Annotated in this window: 18 protein-coding genes; 2 read left to right on the plus strand and 16 right to left on the minus strand. The window is 63.1% G+C overall.

The window, feature by feature from the left end; translation table 11 throughout:
• Positions 1-123: 123 nt before the first annotated feature.
• From NKH59_RS09775 to NKH59_RS09795, 5 genes are all read right to left on the minus strand, one after another.
• Positions 124-1,236: an ABC transporter ATP-binding protein gene (locus tag NKH59_RS09775; RefSeq protein WP_352469836.1), complete on the minus strand. Its 1,113-nt coding sequence runs from the start codon at positions 1,234-1,236 to the stop codon at positions 124-126.
• Positions 1,237-1,261: 25 nt separating this feature from the next.
• Positions 1,262-2,926, minus strand: coding sequence for a beta-galactosidase BglA (gene bglA / locus NKH59_RS09780; RefSeq protein WP_352590886.1), 1,665 nt, complete (start codon positions 2,924-2,926; stop codon positions 1,262-1,264).
• Positions 2,927-2,930: 4 nt separating this feature from the next.
• The gene (locus tag NKH59_RS09785) at positions 2,931-4,085 is read right to left on the minus strand and encodes a carbohydrate ABC transporter permease (protein ID WP_023680222.1); all 1,155 of its coding nucleotides are present in this window, start codon (positions 4,083-4,085) and stop codon (positions 2,931-2,933) included.
• 1 nt (position 4,086) lies between these two features.
• Positions 4,087-5,100, minus strand: coding sequence for a carbohydrate ABC transporter permease (locus NKH59_RS09790; protein WP_023680221.1), 1,014 nt, complete (start codon positions 5,098-5,100; stop codon positions 4,087-4,089).
• A gap of 227 nt (positions 5,101-5,327) precedes the next feature.
• The gene (locus tag NKH59_RS09795) at positions 5,328-6,683 is read right to left on the minus strand and encodes an ABC transporter substrate-binding protein (RefSeq protein WP_352452249.1); all 1,356 of its coding nucleotides are present in this window, start codon (positions 6,681-6,683) and stop codon (positions 5,328-5,330) included.
• Between the two features lie 362 nt (positions 6,684-7,045).
• Between NKH59_RS09795 and NKH59_RS09800 the strand changes: the two genes are divergently transcribed.
• Positions 7,046-8,068, plus strand: coding sequence for a substrate-binding domain-containing protein (locus NKH59_RS09800; RefSeq protein ID WP_352568411.1), 1,023 nt, complete (start codon positions 7,046-7,048; stop codon positions 8,066-8,068).
• 79 nt (positions 8,069-8,147) lie between these two features.
• Here NKH59_RS09800 and NKH59_RS09805 read toward each other — a convergent pair whose 3' ends face one another.
• The gene (locus NKH59_RS09805) at positions 8,148-9,056 is read right to left on the minus strand and encodes a LysR family transcriptional regulator (protein WP_352568409.1); all 909 of its coding nucleotides are present in this window, start codon (positions 9,054-9,056) and stop codon (positions 8,148-8,150) included.
• A gap of 79 nt (positions 9,057-9,135) precedes the next feature.
• On the opposite strand from NKH59_RS09805, the gene NKH59_RS09810 reads away from it, so the two are divergent.
• Positions 9,136-9,630, plus strand: coding sequence for a DUF8737 domain-containing protein (locus NKH59_RS09810; protein WP_352568407.1), 495 nt, complete (start codon positions 9,136-9,138; stop codon positions 9,628-9,630).
• 5 nt (positions 9,631-9,635) lie between these two features.
• Here NKH59_RS09810 and NKH59_RS09815 read toward each other — a convergent pair whose 3' ends face one another.
• From NKH59_RS09815 to NKH59_RS09860, 10 genes are all read right to left on the minus strand, one after another.
• A complete protein-coding gene (locus tag NKH59_RS09815; protein ID WP_353021643.1) occupies positions 9,636-11,000 on the minus strand; it encodes a S8 family serine peptidase in 1,365 nt (454 codons plus the stop codon).
• Complete coding sequence (locus NKH59_RS09820; protein WP_352469844.1) at positions 10,990-11,658, minus strand: anti-sigma factor; 669 nt, start codon at positions 11,656-11,658, stop codon at positions 10,990-10,992. Before NKH59_RS09820 ends, NKH59_RS09815 begins: the two co-directional genes overlap by 11 nt.
• A complete protein-coding gene (locus NKH59_RS09825; protein ID WP_352995557.1) occupies positions 11,655-12,218 on the minus strand; it encodes a sigma-70 family RNA polymerase sigma factor in 564 nt (187 codons plus the stop codon). Before NKH59_RS09825 ends, NKH59_RS09820 begins: the two co-directional genes overlap by 4 nt.
• A gap of 133 nt (positions 12,219-12,351) precedes the next feature.
• Positions 12,352-13,191 (minus strand): alkaline phosphatase family protein, encoded by an 840-nt coding sequence (locus NKH59_RS09830; RefSeq protein ID WP_352995554.1) that lies wholly within the window; start codon positions 13,189-13,191, stop codon positions 12,352-12,354.
• A 7-nt stretch (positions 13,192-13,198) separates the two neighbouring features.
• Positions 13,199-14,899 carry an ABC transporter ATP-binding protein gene (locus NKH59_RS09835; RefSeq protein ID WP_353021644.1) on the minus strand — a complete coding sequence of 567 codons (1,701 nt, stop codon included), beginning with the start codon at positions 14,897-14,899 and terminating at the stop codon, positions 13,199-13,201.
• Complete coding sequence (locus NKH59_RS09840) at positions 14,899-15,726, minus strand: ABC transporter permease (RefSeq protein ID WP_352452240.1); 828 nt, start codon at positions 15,724-15,726, stop codon at positions 14,899-14,901. Before NKH59_RS09840 ends, NKH59_RS09835 begins: the two co-directional genes overlap by 1 nt.
• An 11-nt stretch (positions 15,727-15,737) precedes the next feature.
• Positions 15,738-16,697, minus strand: coding sequence for an ABC transporter permease (locus tag NKH59_RS09845; protein ID WP_352540353.1), 960 nt, complete (start codon positions 16,695-16,697; stop codon positions 15,738-15,740).
• Positions 16,698-16,713: 16 nt separating this feature from the next.
• A complete protein-coding gene (locus NKH59_RS09850; protein ID WP_352469850.1) occupies positions 16,714-18,300 on the minus strand; it encodes an ABC transporter substrate-binding protein in 1,587 nt (528 codons plus the stop codon).
• 154 nt (positions 18,301-18,454) lie between these two features.
• Entirely contained in the window at positions 18,455-20,437 is a 1,983-nt protein-coding gene (locus NKH59_RS09855; protein WP_353021646.1) for a CocE/NonD family hydrolase, read from the minus strand.
• 91 nt (positions 20,438-20,528) lie between these two features.
• Positions 20,529-21,131: a type II TA system antitoxin MqsA family protein gene (locus NKH59_RS09860; RefSeq protein ID WP_353021648.1), complete on the minus strand. Its 603-nt coding sequence runs from the start codon at positions 21,129-21,131 to the stop codon at positions 20,529-20,531.
• Positions 21,132-21,143 lie beyond the last annotated feature (12 nt).

Genomic DNA, 21,143 nt, shown 5'->3' on the forward strand with positions numbered 1-21,143 from the left:
AACCCGGCGTGCCGTCTTCCCGTCAACCTCTCCCCCGCTCAACCGCCCCACGGTCAATCCCCACCAACCGCGGGGGCCAAGGCCCGCCGCTCTTGTCTCTTGCATGGCGGAAGAACGCCTGCTTCAAGCCGCCTTTGCTTCTGCTTCATGGAGCGCGAAAGAGCGCCCGTCCGCGTCGAAAATATGCAGGTCTCCGGCGTCCGCCGTCAGCCGCAGTGTCGCTCCGCGCTTGATCTCGACATTGCCCGGCAGCTTGGTCACCAGCGGCAGGTCGGCGCGGCCGATGTCGACATAGACGAGCTGGACCTCGCCGAGCTGCTCGACGTAATCGACCGTCCCTTCGAACAAATAGTCGGCGCCGGTGGCAATCATCAGATCCTCCGGCCGCACCCCGAAGCTCACCGCTGCGCCTTTCGCCGACGCAGGCGTTGCGATCGGCACCGTTGCCTTGCGGCCGCCGACATGGCTGACGACCGTCGGGTTGCCGGTCTTGTCGATCGTCGCCGGCAGGATGTTCATCGCCGGCGAGCCGATGAACTGGGCGACGAAAAGATTGCCGGGCCGCTTGTAGAGCTCCATCGGCGTGCCGACCTGTTCGATATGGCCTTCCTTCAGCACGACGATGCGGTCGGCCAGCGTCATCGCCTCGACCTGGTCGTGGGTGACGTAGATCATCGTCGTGGCCGGCATCGACTCCTTGAGCTTGGCGATCTCGATGCGGGTGGCGACGCGCAGCGCCGCGTCGAGGTTGGATAGCGGTTCGTCGAACAGAAAAACCTTGGGATTGCGCACGATGGCGCGGCCGATGGCGACGCGCTGGCGCTGGCCGCCCGACATCGCCTTGGGCAGGCGGTCGAGATATTTGGTCAGCTGCAGGATCTCGGCCGCCTGGCGCACCCGCTTGTCGATCTCGGCCTTGCTTTCCTTGCCGATCTTCATCGAGAAGGCCATGTTGTCGTAGACGGTCATGTGCGGATAAAGCGCATAGGACTGGAACACCATGGCGATGCCGCGCTTTGACGGCGGCACGTCGTTGACGATCTCGCCGTCGATCTTGAGCTCGCCCGAGGTGATCTCCTCCAGCCCGGCGATGCAGCGCAGCAAGGTCGACTTGCCGCAACCAGAGGGACCGACGAAGACGATGAATTCGCCCGACTTTATGTCGAGGTCGACGCCGTGCAGAATGTTGAGATTGCCATATGATTTCCTCACTTGCCTTAGCGTGACATCGGCCATGGTACCCTCCAGTTCTTCCTTGAATTCAGTCGATACGCCCGAACCAGGCGCCGTAGCCGCCGAGGCGGATAGTGCCGGCGCCAGTCTGTCCCGAAAACCCGTGTCCCGGCAAGGGCTGCAATGAGCGGCCGCCAAGATCGACTTCGGCCGGCTTTGCTCCGAGATTGAAGGCGCAGACGATCTGCTCGTTGCCTTCGCGGCGGGTGAAGGCGACGGTGTCGCCCTCGCTTTCGATGAACTCGATATCACCCTTGGCCAGTGCCGGATGGGCGCGGCGGAAAGCCAGGAAGCGCCGGTAGTGCTCGAGCAGCGAGCCGTCGTCGCCCTGCTGCACGTTGACGGCTTGCGCAAGGTGCTTGCTGGGCACCGGCAGCCAAGGCTTTGCCGTCGAGAAGCCGCCATTGCGGGCGGCGCCGTCCCAAACCATCGGCGTACGGCAGCCGTCGCGTCCCTTGAATTCAGGCCAGAAACGGATGCCGTATGGGTCCTGCAGATCCTCGAAGCTGAGCTCGGCCTCGCTGAGCCCGAGCTCCTCGCCCTGATAGATACAGACCGAGCCGCGCAACGACATCAGCAGCGCCGAGATGACCTTGAGGTAGGCGGTCGGGTCGGGCTCGCCGGCTGCCCAGCGCGAGGCGGGACGCATCACGTCATGGTTGGAGAAGGCCCAGCACGACCAGCCGTCGCTGGCCACCTTGCCGAAGGTTTCCAGCACCGAGCGTACCTTTGCCGCGCTGATCTTCTCCGGCGCCAGGAAGTCGAAGGAGTAACACATATGCACGCGCTTGCCGCCGGCCGTATAGGCCGCCACCACTTCCAGCCCACGCTGCGAATCGCCGACCTCGCCAACCGCGGCCGTCGCCGGATATTCGTCGAGCAAGGCGCGGAAGCGTTCGAGGAAGCCGAGGTTTTCAGGCCGGCTCTTGTCGTAGAGATGGTCCTGGTAGTTGTAGGGGTTGACGGCCGGCGCCGTCTGGTCGTTTCGCTGCTCGGGCGGCAGCGGCGGATTGTCTTCCAGGCCTTGGCTGTGGAAATAGAAATTGATGGTATCGAGGCGGAAGCCGTCGACGCCGCGCTCCAGCCAGAAGCGGGTGACGTCGAGCAGCGCGTCCTGGACCGCGCGGCTGTGGAAATTGAGGTCGGGCTGCTCGGCCAGGAAATTATGCAGATAATATTGCTGGCGGCTGGTGTCCCACTGCCAGGCCGAGCCGCCGAAGATCGACAGCCAGTTATTGGGTGGCGTGCCGTCCGGCTTGGCATCCGCCCAGACATACCAGTCGGCTTTTGGATTGCTCCGGCTCGAGCGGCTCTCCTTGAACCAGGGATGGATGTCGGCGGTGTGCGAGAGCACCTCGTCGATCATCACCTTGAGGCCAAGCCGATGCGCCTCTGCGGTCAGCGCGTCGAAGTCGGCCAGCGTGCCGAACATCGGATCGACATCGCAATAATCCGACACATCGTAGCCAAAATCCTTCATCGGCGATTTGAAGAATGGCGAGATCCAGATGGCGTCGACACCGAGCGAGGCGATGTAGGCCAGCCGGCCGATCATGCCCCTGAGGTCGCCGATGCCGTCGCCGTTCGAATCCTGATAGCTGCGCGGGTAGATCTGGTAGATCACGGCACCTCGCCACCAGTCGCGATCTATAGCGAGATCTGGCTTCGGGGTGGCCTTCAAAGCGGATTGCATGATCTCAACCTCCTTTCACCGAGCCGGCAAGCAGCCCGCGGACGAAATAGCGCTGCAGCGAGAAGAACACGATCAGCGGCACGATGATGGTGACGAAGGCCGATGTCGTCAGGATCTCCCAGTCGCCGCCGCGCGAGCCGAGCAACGCATTAAGCTTGGCGGTCAGCACGATCTGGTCGCCCTCGGTACCAAGGAAAACCATCGCCACCAGCAGATCGTTCCACACCCAGAGAAACTGGAAGATGGCGAACGAGGCCAGCACCGGGAACGACAATGGCAGCACGATCTTGACGAAGATCTCGAAATCGCTGGCGCCGTCGATACGCGCCGACTCCATGATCTCGCGTGGCAGGCCGGCAATATAGCTCCTCAGAAGATAGATGGCGAAAGGCAGGCCGAAGCCGGTATGCGCCAGCCAGATGCCGAGATAGGTCTTCGACGGCACGCCGAAGAAGCTGCCGACGCCGTTATAGAGCTTCAACAGCGGGATCAGCGACATCTGCAGCGGCACGACCAGGAGGCCGATGATGACGGCGATGAGCAGCGCCCGGCCGGGAAAGCGCATCCAGGCCAGCGCGTAGGCGGCGAACGCGGCGATCAGGATCGGGATGACGGTCGCCGGAATGGTGACGGTCAGCGAGTTCATGAAGGAGCGGCCGATGCCTTCCGAAAACAGCACCGTGTCGTAATTGTCGGTGGTGAATTTCGGCGGCGCCGACGAGGCGTAATAGACGCGCTGGCCGCGTTCGCTTTCGAAAGCCTTCGGCGAGGTCATGACGAAACTGCCGTCGGCATTGAGCTGCAGGGTGACGCCGTCGCCGAGATCGGCTGTCGTGCCGGCGGGATATTGCGTCGGCGCGGCCGACTTGACGCCAAAGGCGCTGATGTTGCGGGCCGGGCCGTCGCCGAAGATATTGCCTTGCAGGACGAACTTGCCCTCCTTCTCGACCTGCGCCGAGGCTGGCGGCAGCCGGCCGGCCTCCGTCTGGCTGGAACTGGTGAACGAGTTCCACCAGCCCGAAGCGATGATCTGATCCTTGTCGCGCAGCGACGAGACCAGAATGCCGAGCGTCGGGATCGTCCAGATCGCAACGAAGATGAAGACGGCGATGTGGACGCCGAAACGGCTGACAAAGGACTTTCCGGTCGACGCGGCCATCTCAATGCCCTTCCGTCTCTTTGTTCGCCTGGCGGATGTTCCAGACCATGATCGGAATGACCGCGATCATGATGATGATGGCGATGGTGGCGCCGCGGCCGAAATCGCCGCCGCCGCGGAACATCCAGTCGAACATCAGATTGGCCAACACCTGGCTGTTCCACTGGCCGTTGGTCATGGTCAGCACGATGTCGAAAACCTTCAGCACCAGGATGGTGATGGTGGTCCAGACCACGGCGATGGTGCCCCAGATCTGCGGCACCATGATCTTCCAGAAGATCTGGAAAGGGTTGGCGCCGTCGATGACGGCGGCTTCCAGCGTCTCTTCCGGAATGCCGCGCAAGGCCGACGACAGGATGACCATGGCAAAGCCGGTCTGGATCCAGATCAGGATGACCATCAGGAAGAAGTTGTTCCAGAACGGCAGCGAGATCCAGACCTGCGGCTGGCCGCCGAAATACTGGATGATGGCGTTGAGCAGACCGATCTGCGTCTGCCCGTCGCCGCGATATTCGTAGATGAATTTCCAGATGACGCTGGCGCCGACGAACGAGATCGCCAGCGGCAGGAAGATCAGGCTCTTGGCGATGGTGCCCCACCAGATCTTGTCGGTGAGCACGGCGATGATCAGCCCGAGGAAGGTGCAGGCGGCCGGCACCACCGCCAGCCAGATGATGTTGTTGAGGATCGAGTTGCGGAACTCGCGGTCGCCGAACGCCCATTGATAGTTGGCCAAGCCGACGAAATGGGCGCCGCCGCGATCGAGGAACGACAGCCTCAGCGTCTCCACCACCGGGTAGATCAGATAAATGGTGAGGATGATCATCGCCGGGCCGACGAACAGCCAGGGTCGGATCACCCCCTGCCGGCGCAGATTGTTAATCGCCGCCTTGCCGGAAACGCCGCGTGCCGGAAAGATCGTGTCGAGTGCCTTGTTGGCGCCCCAGAAATAGGCGACGCAGCCGCCCACGCCGATGATGATGACGAATATCGCCGAAAAAATCTGAGCCGCCATGGGTCCCTCCCCCTGCGCACGGATCCGCCAGTCGAGAATGGCTTTGGCGACGGGATCATGCGCCGATTCAGTTGTCTGGAGCGCGACCAGCCGGAAAGCAGGTCACTGGGCGCGCGTCATGCCGGAATGCGTTGTACTCACGACAATCGACGCGACGCCAAGCACCGGATAAGGTCCGGGCCGTTTGAGGCCCGGACCACATCACATTGGGAACTCAAGCCGGCCGCTTACTTGATCGCGTCCCAGCTTTTCTGGATGTCAGTGGCGACGTCCTGGGCGGACTTGCCGCCGACCAGGTCGATCATGCCGGTCCAGAACGCACCGGCGCCGATCTTGCCCGGCATCAGGTCGGACCCGTCGAAGCGGAAGGTCGAGGCGTTGGCCAGGATCTCGCCCTGCTTCTTCAGCGCGTCGCTAGCATAGGCGTCCTTGTTGACCGACTTGAACGGCGTCACGAAGCCGCCCTGTGCCATCCAGATCTCATGAGCGAGCGGCAGCTTCAGGAATTCGATGAACGCGCGGGCACTCTTGCTATCTTTAGTGATCATGGCCAGCGTGCCGGCGCCGAGCACCGGAGTGCCGAGCTCGGGCTTGGAGGCGTAGGGCGGGTAATAGAAGAAGTCGGCATCCTCGCCGATCTTGGTGCCTTGCGGGAAGAAGGTCGGGATGAACGATGCCTGGTGGTGCAGATAGCATTTCGGCGGCACCGAGAAGAGGCCCTTCGGGCTGTCACGGAAATCGGTCGCCGCAACCGCCTTGGCGCCGCCCTCGACCATCTTGTCGTCGGTCGCGATCTTGCCGAAAATGTCGATGGCGTTGACCACTGCCGGATCGTTGAACGGAATTTCGTTCTTCACCCATTTGTCGTAGGTCTCGGGCGTCTGGGTGCGCAGCATGATGTCTTCGACCCAGTCGGTCGCCGGCCAGCCGGTGGCGCCGCCCGAACCAAGCCCGATGCACCATGGCGTGCCGCCGTCGGCGATGATCTTCTTTTCGAGCTCGGCAAGCTCTTCCTGCGTCTTCGGCACCTTGTAGCCCGCTTCCTCGAAATTGTCCGGCGAGTACCAGACCAGCGACTTCACGTCGGCCTTATACGGAAAGGCGAAGAAGCCGGGCTTGCCGTCCTTGTCCTTGAACGTGCCGAGGTCGACCCAGGATTGGCCGGCGCCGTAATTGTCCTTGACCCAGTTGGCCGTGTCGTCGCCGAGCGGCGTCAAAAGGCCCTTCGATGCCAGATCCTGGATCAGGCCCGGCTGCGGCAGCACGGCAATGTTGGGCGGGCTGCCGGCCTGCGTGTCGATGACGATCTGCTGTTCGTAATTCTCCGACGAGGAGTACTTGATCTCGGCGCCGGTGGCTTCGGAGAAGTAATCGAGGACGGTGCGGATAAGCCCTTCGTCCTCGCCGCGCCACGGCCCGAAGATCGTCAGCGTCTCGCCCTTGAGGTCGACCTTCTTGAGCTCCTCGTAGTTGGCCCAGTTGAAACGGGGATCTTCGCCCGGCTTGAACTTCAGTTCGGCTTGCGCCGGCATGGCGAGCGCAAGCGTGGCAAACGCAGCGCCCAGCAGAAGCATTTTCTTCATCGGTATTCCCTCCCAGTGGTGACAAACACCGAACGAAACCTCCATTCCGTCCGCCGGCGCTGCAGGACTGTGACTCAGTCGGAAAGGAACTGCAACCTTTCGTAGAGTCTTCCAAAGCGCTTTGGTGATTTCGATCTCGCCACTGAATTGATCCGGAGTCAAGAGAAAGCCAAATTAATCGACTTAATTTCTGCGGTCGAGTGCCGGCGAAAGTGCGCTGCAGCACAGTTTTCTGGCGGTGCAGCAGCAAATTCGGCTTCAAACCGGTCCGAACCGTGCGTATGGTCATTGCGCTCGGCAAGGCGATTCATAGCGGCCAGCTCGATTCAGATTAAAAGCGCTTTGAGGTTTGGAGGCCTCCGGTGAACCTCAAGCAGCTCTCCCACATGCTGGCGCTTTCGCAGACTACGGTGAGCCGCGCATTGAACGGGTACCCGGAAGTCAACGAGGAAACGCGCCGGCGGGTGGTCGATGCCGCCAAGCGTCACGGCTATCGCCCCAATCCGAGCGCCCGCCGGCTGGCGACCGGCAAGACGGGCATGATCGGCTATGTGCTGCCGACGGGGACGACGGTCGACATCGACCCGCATTTCGTCGAGTTCCTGTCCGGCCTCGGCGACTATGCGCGTTCGCACGAGCTCGACCTGGTGCTGTCACCGGCCGATGTCGACGACCAGGAGACGACGTACCGCCGCATTGTCGCCAACCGGCAGGTCGACGCGGTCTATATCTCCTCGCCGAGGCCGGCCGACCGGCGGGTGGCACTCGTCAATACGCTCGGCATTCCCTTCATCGTCCATGGCCGCAGCGAAGGCTTCGATTTCGACTATCCCTTCACCGACATCGACAATGAGGGCGCCTTCCACGAGGCGGCGCGGCTACTCGTTCAGCTCGGTCACAGGCGTCTGGCGCTGATCAATGGCGACGATCGCGAGACCTTCGCCATTCATCGCGAGCGCGGCGTGCGCCGCGCGCTTGCGGCGAGCGGCCTGGTGCTTCGTGATCAGCATGTCTGTTCGCTGACCATGACCGAGGAGAACGGCTATCGCGCTGCCAGGCGCTTGCTGGAACAAAGCGACGCGCCGACGGCGATCGCCTGCTCCAGCCTGATCATGGCGCTCGGCGTGGTGCGCGCGGTACGCGATCTCGGCCTGACTATTCCGGGCGACCTGTCGCTGATCGCCCATGACGACGTCTTTCCGTGGCTGAAGCCGGAAAATTTTTCGGTGCCGCTGTCGACGACACGTTCGTCGATCCGCCTGGCCGGCGCACGCGTCGCCGAACGGCTGGCGGCGCGGATTTCCGGCCTGGAGGAGGGCGCTCGCGGCGAGGTCTGGCCGGTCGATCTCGTGGTCAGGGGATCGGTCGCCGGCGCACCTGCCTAGGGGCATAACTCAATCACTCTGAACGACCAAGGTCGACTCTTGGCGGCTGTTGGCCAGCACCAGCGGGTGCGTCCTGGTCTCAGGCCGCGGATTTGAGGTGATCGATGAAGGCGCGCAGCTTCGGCAGGACTTGGCGCTTGCCGGGATGATAGAGGAAGACACCCGGCGTCGTCGTGGCGATGCTGTCCAGTACCGACTTGAGTTTTCCTTCGGCTATCAGACCTTCGGCGAGTGGTCGCGGTGTCTGCGCCAGCCCGACGCCCCGCAACGCAGCCCCGACCAACGTCGAATAGTCGTGCGCGATCAGCGGGCCTGAGACGACCGCTTCGATCGCGCCGTTGCCGTCGATGAACGACCAGGGCGCGATGCTGCCATTCGAGCGGCGCAAGCGTAAGCAGGCGTGGTGGCGCAAGTCGTCGACACGCTCGGGACGGCCGTGGCGTTCAAGATAGTCAGGGCTGCCGACGACCACGAACGAGAACGGCGCTGTCAGCCGCACCGCGACCATGTCGGCGGCGATGAGCTGGCCGAGGCGGATGCCGGCATCGAACCCGCCGGTCGCGAGATCGACCATCTGGTCGCTCACGGCGATCTCCAGTTCGATCTCAGGATAGGCTTGGCAGAACGACGCGATCAGCGGCTCCAGCATCAGCGGCACGATAGCGCGGGGCACAGACAGGCGCAGCAGACCGGTCGGCCGCTGGCCGATATCGCGGGCGGCCTCGCCGGCCGCGACAAGCTCTTCGAATGCCGGGCCGGCACGGTCGAGGAATCGCTGGCCAGGCTCGGTTAAACCAACGCTCCGCGTCGTGCGGACGAACAGCGCCGTGCCCAGACGGGCTTCCAGCGCGCGCACCGCTTGGCTCACGGCGGATGGCGTCACGCCGAGATCGGCGGCGGCACGGCGGAAGCTGAGGCGCCTGGCGACGGCCAGGAACGCCTCGACGCCCTCCAGCGCACCATGTCGGACTGTGTAGTTCTGCTTCATAGGTTGTTGTGATTACACCGGATAGTCGAATTGCGGTAGCGGGCTTAAAGCCGCGTGAATCAACTGTTGAGGAAGCCAAATGTCCACGGAAATGGTATTCCAAACCCACCTTGTTCTCGGCTACGTCGCGTGGCTGCTTTGCTTCGGCGCGTACGGTTTGCCGTGGCTCAGGTCGATGGACCGGGTCGCGGCGCAACGCGCCATCGCCACGCTGCACAGCTTCCGCTTCTTCGGGCTCGTCTTCCTGGTTCCAGGTGTCGTAAGCCCCAATCTGCCCACCGACTTCGCCGTATTCGCCGCCTACGGCGATTTCGCGACTGGCGTGCTGGCCATGCTGGCGCTGCTCACGGTGAGGATACGCCCGCTCTTCTGGCCGTTGGTCGTCGCCTTCAATGTCGCGGGGACGGCCGACCTCATCGTCGACTATTACCACGCCATTCAGATCGGCCTTCCTGCACGCGCAGGCGAACTGGGCGCCACCTACGCGATCCCGATCATCTACGTACCGCTGCTGATGATAACGCACATCGCCGCATTCTATTTTCTCCTACGTCCTCAGCAAAACGCGACCTGAGCGGGCTATTCCTTCGCCGCTTCGGCCGCCTTGGTGTCCAGCAGGCCAAAGCCGAAATCATTGTCCCGCCCCTTGGGGCCGAGATCCCTGGCGGTGGCGGCAAGTGCTTTCTCGACCCAGTCGGCCGAACGGTCGGGTGCGGCATGGAACAGGTTGGCGACGGCGCCGGTCACGATCGCCGCTGCAAACGAAGTCCCCGTCACCACGTCCGAGCCGGCGCCGCTTGGCGCTACCATCTCGACGCCGGGAGCGGAGATGAAGACGTAGGCGCCGCGATTGGCCTGCGGCATCAGCCCGTCCTTGGCATCGGTGGCCGTCACCGCGATCACGCCGACGAAGGCGGCCGGATAACCGTAGGGCGCCTTCGGCCCATTATTGCCCGCGGCCGCAACCAGCACGATGCCAAGCGCGCGCGCATTGCGGCAGGCGATGCCGAGCAGGTCGTTCTTCGGGCCGACGAAGCTCATGTTGATGATGCGGACATCCTGCTCCGCCGCCCAGTCAAGCGCCGAAAGGATGACGTCCATGGTCGACTTGCCGCCCTCGAAGGCGCGGGCATGATAGATCCTGGCGCCCGGCGCCATGCCTTTGAACGCGCCGGTGCCGGCGATCAGTCCATCGACCGAAGTGCCGTGGTCGCGCGCCTCGATCGGCACGTCGGGAATGGCATCGAACTGCCCGGCGATGACGCCGGAGAGCGCCGGATTGCCGTCGTCGATGCCGGTGTCGATGACGCCGATGCGCACATTCCCGCCGACATGGTTGGCCTCACGCCGCAAAGTACGGCCGTCGGCGGCGAGCTGTGCCAGTACGACGCCGACCGGGCGGCCATCGGGAATGCCGAAGCGCACCAGCGTGTTGCCGAGCAGCCGCGACTGCCGCTGCGAGCGTATCTCGAGGCCGAACGAGGCCGCGATCTGCTGGACCGCGCCGGCATCGCCATTGACGGTGACCAGCACCTCGTCGGGCACGAAATCGCCGGTCACGGCGCGCGGCGGCTCGGTTGCCACAAGATCGGTCGGCGCAACCACCGCACCGCCCGGCACCGCAGCCTGTATTGCCGGCGCGACGGCGGGTGGGGTTGCAGTATTGCCAGGAGGTATCGGCGCCTCGGTGACTACGGCAGGATTGGGGAACAGGTCGACAATCAAGCCCGGAAGAAACACCGCGCCCGTCGTTCCATGAGCCGGCGCTTTGCCGCCATCCTTCACGCCGCCGCCATCCTTGGCGCAGTCGGCGTTGGCAGCATTTCCCCGGTTCAGGCAGTCGATCTCAGCCTGGGTGAGGTTAGGATCATTGGTTTGTGCAACGGCAGACGCGGCGAAGATTGTCATCGCCGCCGTCAATCGAATGACCGCCTCAGCCGCCATCAGCCGGTTTCCTTCCCTCCAGGGCAGCTTCGGTGAAAGGCTGGGCGGCGATAAGGCCAAGCAGCTTCTGATAGTCGGCGGCGGTCTCGGCCGGGACGCCGACGCGGAAGACGCCGTCGGCGGTCGGCCCGCCAGCGATCTTCAACTGGTTCTGGTCGAGAAAAGCGACGATATCGGACAGCTTCGCATCCGGTTTGAACTTCACCAGTGCAAACGGCATTTTGGCCAGATCGTCCTCCGATCCGGCAATCTCGAAATCGCCACCTCTGTTGCCGGTCTGCACAAAGGATTGCGCGACGACCAGGGCCAGCAGCACCGCGGCCGCGGCCCAGGCGACGCCGGCGGGCACCGCCATGAAGCGGCTCCAGGCTTGCGCCAGCCAGGACGATGCCGCCGGAGCGCGGGACGGGCCGGCCTCGGCGTCGAGCGCCTTGGCAAAGCGGCTGAGCGCATCGGCCGGCGGGCGGATTGCCTCGTTTGCGGCAGCGGTGCCGGAGAATTCGGCCTCGGCCTCGCCTAGTGCGGCCATCGCCGCCGGATCGCTCGTCAGCCATTCCTCGATGGCTTCGAGCTCGGTGCCCTCCAGCGAGCCGTTCAGATAAAACGGCAGCAGCATTTCCATTTCGTCGCGGCGTGACATCTTTTCAGCGGCGCTCATGGCCACCCCCTGTCGTAACCGGCGGCCTTGAGGGCTTCGCCGAGTTTCTTGCGGGCGTAGAACATCCTAGTCTTGACCGTTGCGACCGGGATGCCGAGTACCTCGCCGATCTCGCTCACCGATTGCCCGTGATAATAGGCAAGGTCGATCACCGTGCGGTGCTCTTCCGGCATGGCATCGATAAAGTGTCGCAAGGCGGCGGCCTTGTCTTCCTTCATCGTCACGACTTCAGGCGTGTCGGCGCCGTCGGCGACCTGGGCCGCGTCATCGTCGTCGATCCAGTCTTCCTTCTTCTTGCGCAGCAGGGACAGCGCCTTGAAGCGGGCAATGCCGAGCAGCCATGTCGAAACCTCCGAGCGCCCCTCGAAGGCCGGTGCCTGCCGCCAGAGTTCGAGGAACACCTCGTTCGCGATATCGTCGGCCATCAGTTCCGATCCCGTCTGGCGTGCCACGAAGCGGTAGACCCGCGCGTGGTGGCGCATGAACAGGAGCCGCACGGCGGCACGGTCGCCTTTCGCGACCCGCTCGACAAGCGCGCGATCGGTCTCCGCGGCCGTCATCGCCGGTCGAGCCGCCTGGCTCCTGCCTGCTCTGTCGCTGATCGGCCCAAAAAGGTTCACCGCATCCGCCCGTATATCTGCGGAGGCTAACTGAAGAGCGGGAGCGTTGCCAGAGGGAGAAGAGGGCGCGCGCTCAACTCAGGAACGGCTTTGCCTTCATCGTCGCCGGCACCGGCACGCCGAGGCGCGCAAGCACCGTCGGCGCGAGCTGCAACTGATCGAGCAGCGTACTGGCTTCCGGACCCTCGCCGGATCCGAAGTAGTAAAGTGCGAAATCCTGCATCTCCTCGTCGTGGCCGCCATGATGGCCGCGATCGGTCTGGCCATGATCGGCGGTGACGATCACCTCGTAGCCGGCTTCCCGCCAGCGCGGCAGGAAGCCGGCGAGCATGGCGTCCATTGCATAGACGGCATGATCCATCTCGTGGCAGTCATGGCCGAAGCGGTGGCCCATCGAGTCCAGAGTACAGCTGTGCAGGATGCCGTAATCGATGCCGTAGCGCCTGGTCAGCATGGTCAACGTCGCGAACAGGTCGACGTCGCTCGGCGTCATCTGGTTCCTGGCATTGTAGCCGGTCATGGTGTGGAACCGGCCATGGCTGATCGGCCTGCCCGGCTGGTCGAACTCCATGTCCTCGACCAGGTCGAACGGATAGGCCCGGAAGAATTCGGACCAGTAGGAGTGGGTGACCGCACCGGTCTTGCCGCCGGCCCTGCTGACTTCGGAAAAGATGTCCGGCTGTTCGACGCGAAACCGGTTCTCGTTCGACAGGATACCGTGCACTTGCGGCGGCACGCCGGTGTGGATCGAGGCATAGCAGGATGCCGAGGTCGACGGCAGCACGGAACGCATTTTCCATACGCGGGCTTCGCCTGATTGCACCCAGCCTTCGAGATTGCCCATCAGCCGTCGCCAGTTCCGGTAAGGCACGCCGTCGAGGATGATGAGCAACAGTTTTGTGTCGAGCGCCACGGAGTGTCTAATTTCCCGCGCTGGCCATGCGCCGTCCCTTGATCGCCTTTTCCAGCCAGCCGATCTCCATTTCGGGCACCGACGATAGCAAAAGATCCGTATAGGCATCGAAGGGCGGCGTCAGCACGGTGCTCTTGGCACCGTAGCGCACCACTTCGCCGCGATACATCACGGCGATTGAATCGGCGATCGACTTGACCGTGGCCAAGTCGTGGGTGATGAACAGATAGGCGACGTTTTCCTCTTTCTGCAGCCCGAGGAGCAGCTCCAGTATGCCGTGGGCGACCAGCGGATCGAGCGCCGAGGTCACCTCGTCGCAGATGATCAGCTTCGGCTTTGCGGCGAGCGAGCGGGCGATGCAGACGCGCTGCTTCTGGCCGCCCGAAAGCTCGGCCGGATAGCGGTCGACATAGCCTTTGCCCATTTCGATCTTGTCGAGCAGTTCCGCGACACGGGCGTCACGTTGCCTTCCGCGCAGACCGAAATAGAATTCCAGCGGCCGGCCGATGATGGTGCCGACCGTCTGGCGCGGGTTCATCGCCACGTCGGCCATCTGGTAGATCATCTGCAGTTGGCGAAGATCCTCTTTCGGCCGGTCGGCAAGCCGGTTGGCGAGCGGCCGTCCGTCGAAGGTGACGGTGCCTTGTTCGGGCGGCAAGAGGCCGGTGATGGCGCGCGCCAGTGTCGATTTGCCGGAGCCGGACTCGCCGACCACCGCCAGCGTCTGGCCGGGGAAAATATCGACCGAGACGTTCTTCAGCACCTTGATGTGACTGCGGCCATAGGCGGCGGTGATGTTCTTGACCGACAGGAACGGGCTCGTGCCGGGCTTCTGCTCCTGGTGTTCGATCTCATGCACCGAAACCAGCGCGTTGGTGTATTCCTGGCGCGGCTCCTTGATGATCTGGCGGGTGCCGCCCCATTCGACCAGCCGGCCGTGGCGCAGCACCATGATCTCGTCCGAGACCTGGGCGACGACGGCAAGGTCGTGAGTGATGTAGAGCGCCGCGACATGCGTGTCGCGGATGGCATCCTTGATCGCCGCCAGGACGTCGATCTGCGTCGTCACGTCGAGCGCCGTGGTCGGCTCGTCGAAGACGATCAGGTCGGGTTCCGAGCACAGCGCCATTGCCGTCATGACGCGCTGCAGCTGACCGCCCGACACCTGGTGGGGGAAGCGCTCGCCGATGCTTTCGGGATTCGGCAGGCTGAGCTTCTTGAACAGCGCCACGGCGCGCTTTTCGGCTTCGGCCCGCGTCGCCGTGCCGTGCAGGAGTGCTGCCTCGACCACCTGGTCCATCAGCCTGTGCGCCGGATTGAAGGCGGCTGCCGCCGATTGCGCGACATAGCAGACCTCGCGGCCGCGCAATTTGCGAAACCCTTCGTTGCCGCCCTTCAAGATGTCGCGGCCATTGAGGATGACCTCGCCGCCGGTGATGCGCACGCCGCCGCGGCCGTAGCCCATCGACGACAGGCCGATGGTCGATTTGCCGGCGCCGGACTCGCCGATCAATCCGAGCACCTTGCCCTTTTCGAGCGTCAGCGAGACATCGTGCACCAGCACGATGTTCTTCGGCGCCTCACCCGGCGGATATACCGTGGCCTCGATGCGCAGATTGCGGATGTCGAGCAGCACGCCGGACTTTGGTTGCCCGGGCTTCGGTTGCCCGGGCTTCGGTTGCCCGGGCTTCGGTTGCTTGTCAGCCATTACCCGCGTCCTCCCTTCAGGCTTGTCGTGCGGTTGAGCACCCAGTCGGCGACGAGATTGACGGAAATCGCCAGCGCTGCGATCGCCGCCGCCGGAATGAGGGCGGCGCCTATGCCGAAGACGATGCCATCCTTGTTTTCCTTGACCATGCCGCCCCAATCGGCGTCCGGCGGCTGCACGCCAAGCCCGAGGAAGGACAGCGTCGACAGGAACAGTACGGCATAGATGAAGCGCAGGCCGAGTTCCGAAACCAGCGGCGACAGCGCATTGGGCAGGATTTCCCGGAAGATGATCCAGCCGCTGCCTTCGCCGCGCAGCTTGGCCGCCTCGACATAATCCATGACGTTGATGTCGACGGCGACCGCCCTCGACAGGCGGTAGACGCGGGTCGAGTCGAGAATGCCCATGACCAGGATCAGTGTCACGAGATTGGATGGCAGCACCGACAGCACGACAAGGGCCATGATCAGTGTCGGGATCGACATCAGGAGATCGACGAGACGCGACAGAAGCGTGTCGAACCAGCCGCCGAAAACCGCTGCCGAAAAGCCGAGGATGGCGCCGAGCGAGAAGGACAGCGCGGTCGCCAGCACCGCGATGAACAGGGTGATGCGGGCGCCGTAGATCATGCGCGACAACAGATCGCGGCCGAGATTGTCGGTGCCCAGCCAATGCGCCGCGGACATCGGTTCCCAAGGGACGTCGCTGACGATCTCGGCATTGCCATGCGGCGCGATCCACGGCGCAAAAATTGCTGCCAGCACGAACAGCGCCGTCAGCACGATGCCGACCAATGCCGGGATGGGGATGCGTTTGATGACGAGCATACCCGCCCCCCTCATTTCGGATGTCTGAGGCGCGGATTGGCGATGATCGCCGCTATGTCCGCGATGATGTTCAGGCTGATGTAGACGGCGGCGAAGATCAGCCCGACCGCCTGCACCACCGGCACGTCACGCTTGGTGACGTGGTCGACGAGGTATTGGCCCATGCCTGGATAGACAAAGATAACTTCGACGACGACGACGCCGACGATCAGGTAAGCGAGATTGAGCATCACGACGTTGATGATCGGCGCGATGGCATTGGGGAAGGCATGCCTGCGGATGACCGCGAAGGCCGAAAGCCCCTTGAGTTCGGCGGTCTCGACATAGGCGGACTGCATCACATTGAGGATCGCAGCGCGCGTCATGCGCATCATATGCGCGAGCACCACCAGGGTCAGCGCTGCCGCCGGCAGTGCTATGGCCTGAATGCGTTCGCCGAAAGGCATCCCGTCATAGACCGTGGAAATGGCGGGAAACCATTGATGTTGCACCGCGAAGAAAAAGACGAGCACATAGCCGATGAAGAATTCCGGAAACGAGGTCGAGGCGAGCGCTAACCCGGAGATCAGCTTGTCGACCCAGCCATTGCGGTAGCGCACCGCGATCAGGCCGAGGATGATCGCCAGCGGCACCGCGACGATCGCCGCCCAGAAGGCAAGGAACAGCGTGTTCCACAGCCTTCCCTTGATAGAGGTTGCGATATCCTGACCGCTCGACATAGCCGTGCCGAGATCACCGGTCAGGATGCCGCCGAGCCAGCGAAAATAACGGATGTAAGCGGGATCATTGAGGCCGAGCTGCTCGCGCAGATTGGCGAGCGACTCCGGTGTCGCCGACTGCCCGAGAATGGCTTGCGCGACGTCGCCGGGCAGGATTTGGGTGCCGGCGAAGATCAGGACCGAAACGGCCAACAGCAGCAGAATGCCCAGCGCAATGCGCTGGGCCACCAGTTTCACGATGGGTGAGGACATATCCGCAAGGCCGGGCTCAGGCTTCGAGCCAGCACTTCGCCAGAGCATATCCGTTCATCAACTCCTGATGCGGATCATCCACCCAGCCGGCGACCTTGGCGCCCGTCGCGTCGATGAACTGATTGAACATCGGCAGGATCAAGCCGCCCTCGTCGCGCACCATCACAGCCATGTCGTGGTACATTGCCTTGCGCTTGGCCTCGTCGAGCTCGGCGCGAGCCGCCAGCACCATCTTGTCGAAATCCGGACGCTTGAAACGTGTGTCGTTCCAGTCGGCCGTCGACAGATAGGCGGTAGAGTACATCTGGTCCTGCGTCGACCGGCCGCCCCAGTAGGAGGCGCAGAAGGGCTGCTTGTTCCAGACTTCCGACCAGTAGCCGTCGCCCGGTTCGCGTTTGATCTCCAGCTTGATGCCGGCCTTGGCCGCGCTTTGCTGGAACAGCTGTGCGGCATCGACGGCACCGGGGAAGGCGACGTCCGACGTCCGGAGCAGGACGGCACCGTCATGGCCCGATTTCTTGTAGTGGAACTTGGCCTTATCGGGATCGTATTTGCGCTGCTCGATCTCGGTGAATAGCGGGTACGATGCATTGATCGGGAAGTCGTTGCCGAGCGAGCCATAGCCACGCAGCACCTTGTTCAGCATCTCCTCGCGGTCGATCGCCAGCTTCAACGCCATCCGCAAGTCGTTGTTGTCGAACGGCGCGGTGTCGCAGTGCATGATGAAGACGTAGTGGCCGGGTCCCGAATGGTTGCGGATGGTGACGCCGGGCACGCGCTTGATCAGATCGACGATCTTCGGCTCGACCCGGTTGATCATGTTGACCTGGCCGCCCTGCAGCGCCGCCGTGCGGGCCGTGGCGTCGTTGATGACGATGATCTCTATCTGGTCGGCATGGCCCATCTTGTCGCCCTGCCAGTAATTGGCGAAGCGCTCGCCGCCATGGCGCACGCCGGGCTCGTTGGTGGTGACCTTGTAAGGACCCGCCGAGATACCGGCATCGGCCTTGTCCTTGCCGCCGTTCGGCTGGATGATCAGGTGATAGTCGCTAAGCAGGTAGGGCAGGTCGGCATTCGGCTCCTTCAGCGTCAGCACCACTTCCTTGCCGCTGGCCTTTATGCTCTCGATGCCTTTCATGTAACCGAGCGCGCCGGACTTCGACTTCTCGTCCGAATGGCGTTCGAGGGTGGCGGCCACGTCATCTGCGGTCACCTTCTTGCCGTCGTGGAACTCGACGCCATCGCGGATCTTCAGCGTCCAGGTCTTGGCGTCGTCCGACGAGCCGATCTCCTCGGCAATGCGGTTCTCGAGCTTGCCTTCGGGAGACAGTTCAACGATCAGTTCGCCCCACATCTTGCCGAAGGCGAACGGCACCTGCGTCATGAACAGCGCCGGATCGAGACTGTTGGTGGACTCGCCACCGACCAGGCCAGCCTTGAGCGTCCCGCCCTTGACCGGACCCGCCGCGCGTGCTGCACCGGAAAGCAGCGAATTGGCGAAGGTTACGGTGACGCCGAGCGCTGCTGCCCGGCCGAGAAAATCGCGACGGCTCAGCTTGCCGGACGCAACGCGCCGGCTCAGATATTCCAGTTCGTTCGACATGTTGAGTTCCTCACTCTGTTGGTCCGACCTTATGGTCGTTTTTCTCATTTCAATCGGGAGAATAATGACCGTAAGGGAAAGCGGTAAGCAAGACCGAATGCGACATGCCGTGGCGTAAATCGTGCGTCGCAATTGGACCAATCGCTATACGCGCTCAAAGCAGCACGCGCGGGATTTTCTCCTCGAAATTGCGCTCGAAGACGAGTTTCTCGCCTTCATAGGCTTCAATTCTGGCGCTAACCACGAAGCTTTGCGCGTCGGACCGCATTTCGGCGAAGGTTTCGGTGCGCACCGACCATCCATTTCGCGACAGCGTCTGGCTCCAATGCGTCTTGCCCGAGGCTGACAGCGGATTGTCAGGATGGATCACCCATGTCTCCCTGGCGAGGCTCCCGTGGGCGAGGCCATGCTCCAGGTCGCGCACCTCACCGAAATCGTCGACGATGGAAACCGTAATCATTCCGGTCTTTTCGTCGCGATCGACATGACGCTCGGAATTGGCGGGCCGAAGCGTCTCCGTTGCCCAGGGCGCAGCACCTTCGGGAGCGGGGAAGGTGACCTCGTCGCCTGTCGCTGGCGGGCGTACCGGCAGCATCAATGTCGCGGCCGACAATTCGAGCCGGACCGGCTCCGGCGACGGCCAGATCATCGGCCAGTAGGCGTTCGAAACGGCAACGCGCAAGCGATGGCCGACCGGCACGCGATAGGCGCATTGGTCGAGCACCACCCGGGCGCTGACGGTTTCGCCGGGCACTAGCGCTTCGGGAAATTCGTGCGAGTTGCGATGCGTCAGGTTGAGCACGCCGTACGAGATCAGCTCCGATGCCCCGTCCGGATGGACGTCGCACAGCCGAACCGCGATGTTCGCCTGGCGCCGGTCCGACGAGACCCTGACCACAACTTCGGGAGCACCGACAATGTCGATCGTTTCGGTCAGCACCGGCTGGTCGAAGCACACCGACAGCGCATCGTCGGGGCGCTGGTCACCCGGCAGTTCCGGGCCGAAGGTGAAGGGGAAATATTCGCCGCCGGCGAGGCCGCAGCTTTGCGGCGAAGCGACGATAGCGTGGTTGCCTTCAGCGATAAGCTCAACCTCTTGGGTCTCGATGTTGGGTGATGGCCATTCCGATTCAGCGACCCAGCGGCCCGGCCGCTCGGGGTGCCAGCGCGCCGGACGCACGCTGTCCATGACATAGGCGCGGTAGGCGGGGTCGGCCTCGACGCCGGTGTCGATGTCCTTCAGCCAGCGGTCCCACCAGCGCAAGGCCTCCTGCAGGAAGCCGATGCGCGGTTCGGGCGCGGCGTAATGCGGGTATTTGTGGATCCACGGGCCGACGATGCCCTTGACCGGCGCCTCGATATTGACGGCGAGATGGGAAATCGTATTGCGATAGCCATCATGCCAGCCGCCGATCGACAGCACCGCGGCATGGATGGCGGAATAGTCCTCGCAGATCGAGCCGCGCTTCCAATAGGCATCGCGATGCTGGTGCTTCAGCCACAGCGGTGCCAGGAATGGCTGGTTCTCCAGCCTGGTCAGCCACAGGTCGCGCCATCTGTTGTCGCCGGCCAGCAACGGATCCGGCGGCCTTGACGAATAGGACAGCATGGTCGAGGCCCAGCCGAAATTCTCGATCAGCAGGCAGCCGCCCTTGTAGTGGATGTCGTCGGCATAGCGGTCGACCGTCGAACAGAGACTGATGACCGCCTTCAGCGCCGGCGGCTGCTTGGCTGCTACCTGCAGGCAGTTGAAGCCGCCCCACGAAATGCCCATCATGCCGACATTGCCGTTGCACCAGGGCTGGTCCGCCGCCCAGGCGATGACGTCGCAAGCGTCCTGCAATTCCTGCTCGGAATATTCGTCGTCCATCAGCCCTTCGGAATCGCCATTGCCGCGCATGTCGACGCGGATCGAGGCGTAGCCGTGGCCGGCAAAATAGGGATGCGTCAGCTGATCACGATAGATCGTGCCGTCGCGCTTGCGATAGGGCAGGTGTTCGAGGATTGCCGGCACTGGATCGTCGGCAGCATCGGCCGGCATCCACACCCGCGCCGACAGCCGGCAGCCGTCCGGCATGATGATCCCCATATCCGGAAATTCGACGATCTTTCGTGGGAATTCAGTGACGATTTTCATGCGGGGCATAACGCCCCGCAGCGAGGCGACTTTCAATCGCTATTCGCGACTGGAGCAGCAAATTATGCGACCTGTCAGAGAGGCCGCGCGGCTACCGCAACTCGTCCACCAACTCCGGGTGTTTTTCCAACAGCGTCATCAGCTGAATGGTTGGGCCACTCGGCTCGATCAGACCCCGTTCGTATTTGTCGAAAGCGTTCTCGCCGACCTTGAACAGGGATCCTGCCTCGCGCTGCGACAGTTTGAGCTTTGTGCGCACGCGACGGATGGTGGCCGGTGCCGGAACGCCGTCGATCTTTTCTTTGAGGATGCGGAGCGCTGCATCGACGACGGTCATGTCGTCTCCGACATGCACGCCCTCACTTCCCGAAGAGGGATAATAACCCAGCAGGTCGACGATCATGCTCTCGCCCTTGTAAGTCACAGTGAACGGACGCACCCCACGCGTCAGCGTTTCTCCTGTTTCGGGGGAGGTCATGCTATTCGTTCCATTATTTTCCTTCATCGCCATAGTCACTTTTCCTTGAACGACATGACTGTGAATTCGGTCACGACGTCCGCCTGAAATTTCACGGAAAAGAACCAGGTCGCGTGCTGGCACGTGCCAGACACGATGGTCGGCGAACGTCGTCATCGACGTTACAAACATCTTCCGCGTGATGTCGCCGATCACCGACAATACCGGCGCGATCAAAGCTCAGCCCAA

Source organism: Mesorhizobium sp. M0998 (genome assembly GCF_040318885.1).
Classification (GTDB): Bacteria; Pseudomonadota; Alphaproteobacteria; order Rhizobiales; family Rhizobiaceae; genus Mesorhizobium.

Bases quoted from the DNA above. Each gene is read 5' to 3' on its own strand.
- NKH59_RS09775 (WP_352469836.1), bottom strand. From the start codon at position 1,236: ATGGCCGATGTCACGCTAAGGCAAGTGAGGAAATCATATGGCAATCTC.
- bglA (WP_352590886.1), bottom strand. From the start codon at position 2,926: ATGCAATCCGCTTTGAAGGCCACCCCGAAGCCAGATCTCGCTATAGAT.
- NKH59_RS09785 (WP_023680222.1), bottom strand. From the start codon at position 4,085: ATGGCCGCGTCGACCGGAAAGTCCTTTGTCAGCCGTTTCGGCGTCCAC.
- NKH59_RS09790 (WP_023680221.1), bottom strand. From the start codon at position 5,100: ATGGCGGCTCAGATTTTTTCGGCGATATTCGTCATCATCATCGGCGTG.
- NKH59_RS09795 (WP_352452249.1), bottom strand. From the start codon at position 6,683: ATGAAGAAAATGCTTCTGCTGGGCGCTGCGTTTGCCACGCTTGCGCTC.
- NKH59_RS09805 (WP_352568409.1), bottom strand. From the start codon at position 9,056: ATGAAGCAGAACTACACAGTCCGACATGGTGCGCTGGAGGGCGTCGAG.
- NKH59_RS09810 (WP_352568407.1), top strand. From the start codon at position 9,136: ATGTCCACGGAAATGGTATTCCAAACCCACCTTGTTCTCGGCTACGTC.
- NKH59_RS09815 (WP_353021643.1), bottom strand. From the start codon at position 11,000: ATGGCGGCTGAGGCGGTCATTCGATTGACGGCGGCGATGACAATCTTC.
- NKH59_RS09820 (WP_352469844.1), bottom strand. From the start codon at position 11,658: ATGAGCGCCGCTGAAAAGATGTCACGCCGCGACGAAATGGAAATGCTG.
- NKH59_RS09825 (WP_352995557.1), bottom strand. From the start codon at position 12,218: ATGACGGCCGCGGAGACCGATCGCGCGCTTGTCGAGCGGGTCGCGAAA.
- NKH59_RS09835 (WP_353021644.1), bottom strand. From the start codon at position 14,899: ATGGCTGACAAGCAACCGAAGCCCGGGCAACCGAAGCCCGGGCAACCG.
- NKH59_RS09840 (WP_352452240.1), bottom strand. From the start codon at position 15,726: ATGCTCGTCATCAAACGCATCCCCATCCCGGCATTGGTCGGCATCGTG.
- NKH59_RS09845 (WP_352540353.1), bottom strand. From the start codon at position 16,697: ATGTCCTCACCCATCGTGAAACTGGTGGCCCAGCGCATTGCGCTGGGC.
- NKH59_RS09850 (WP_352469850.1), bottom strand. From the start codon at position 18,300: ATGTCGAACGAACTGGAATATCTGAGCCGGCGCGTTGCGTCCGGCAAG.
- NKH59_RS09855 (WP_353021646.1), bottom strand. From the start codon at position 20,437: ATGAAAATCGTCACTGAATTCCCACGAAAGATCGTCGAATTTCCGGAT.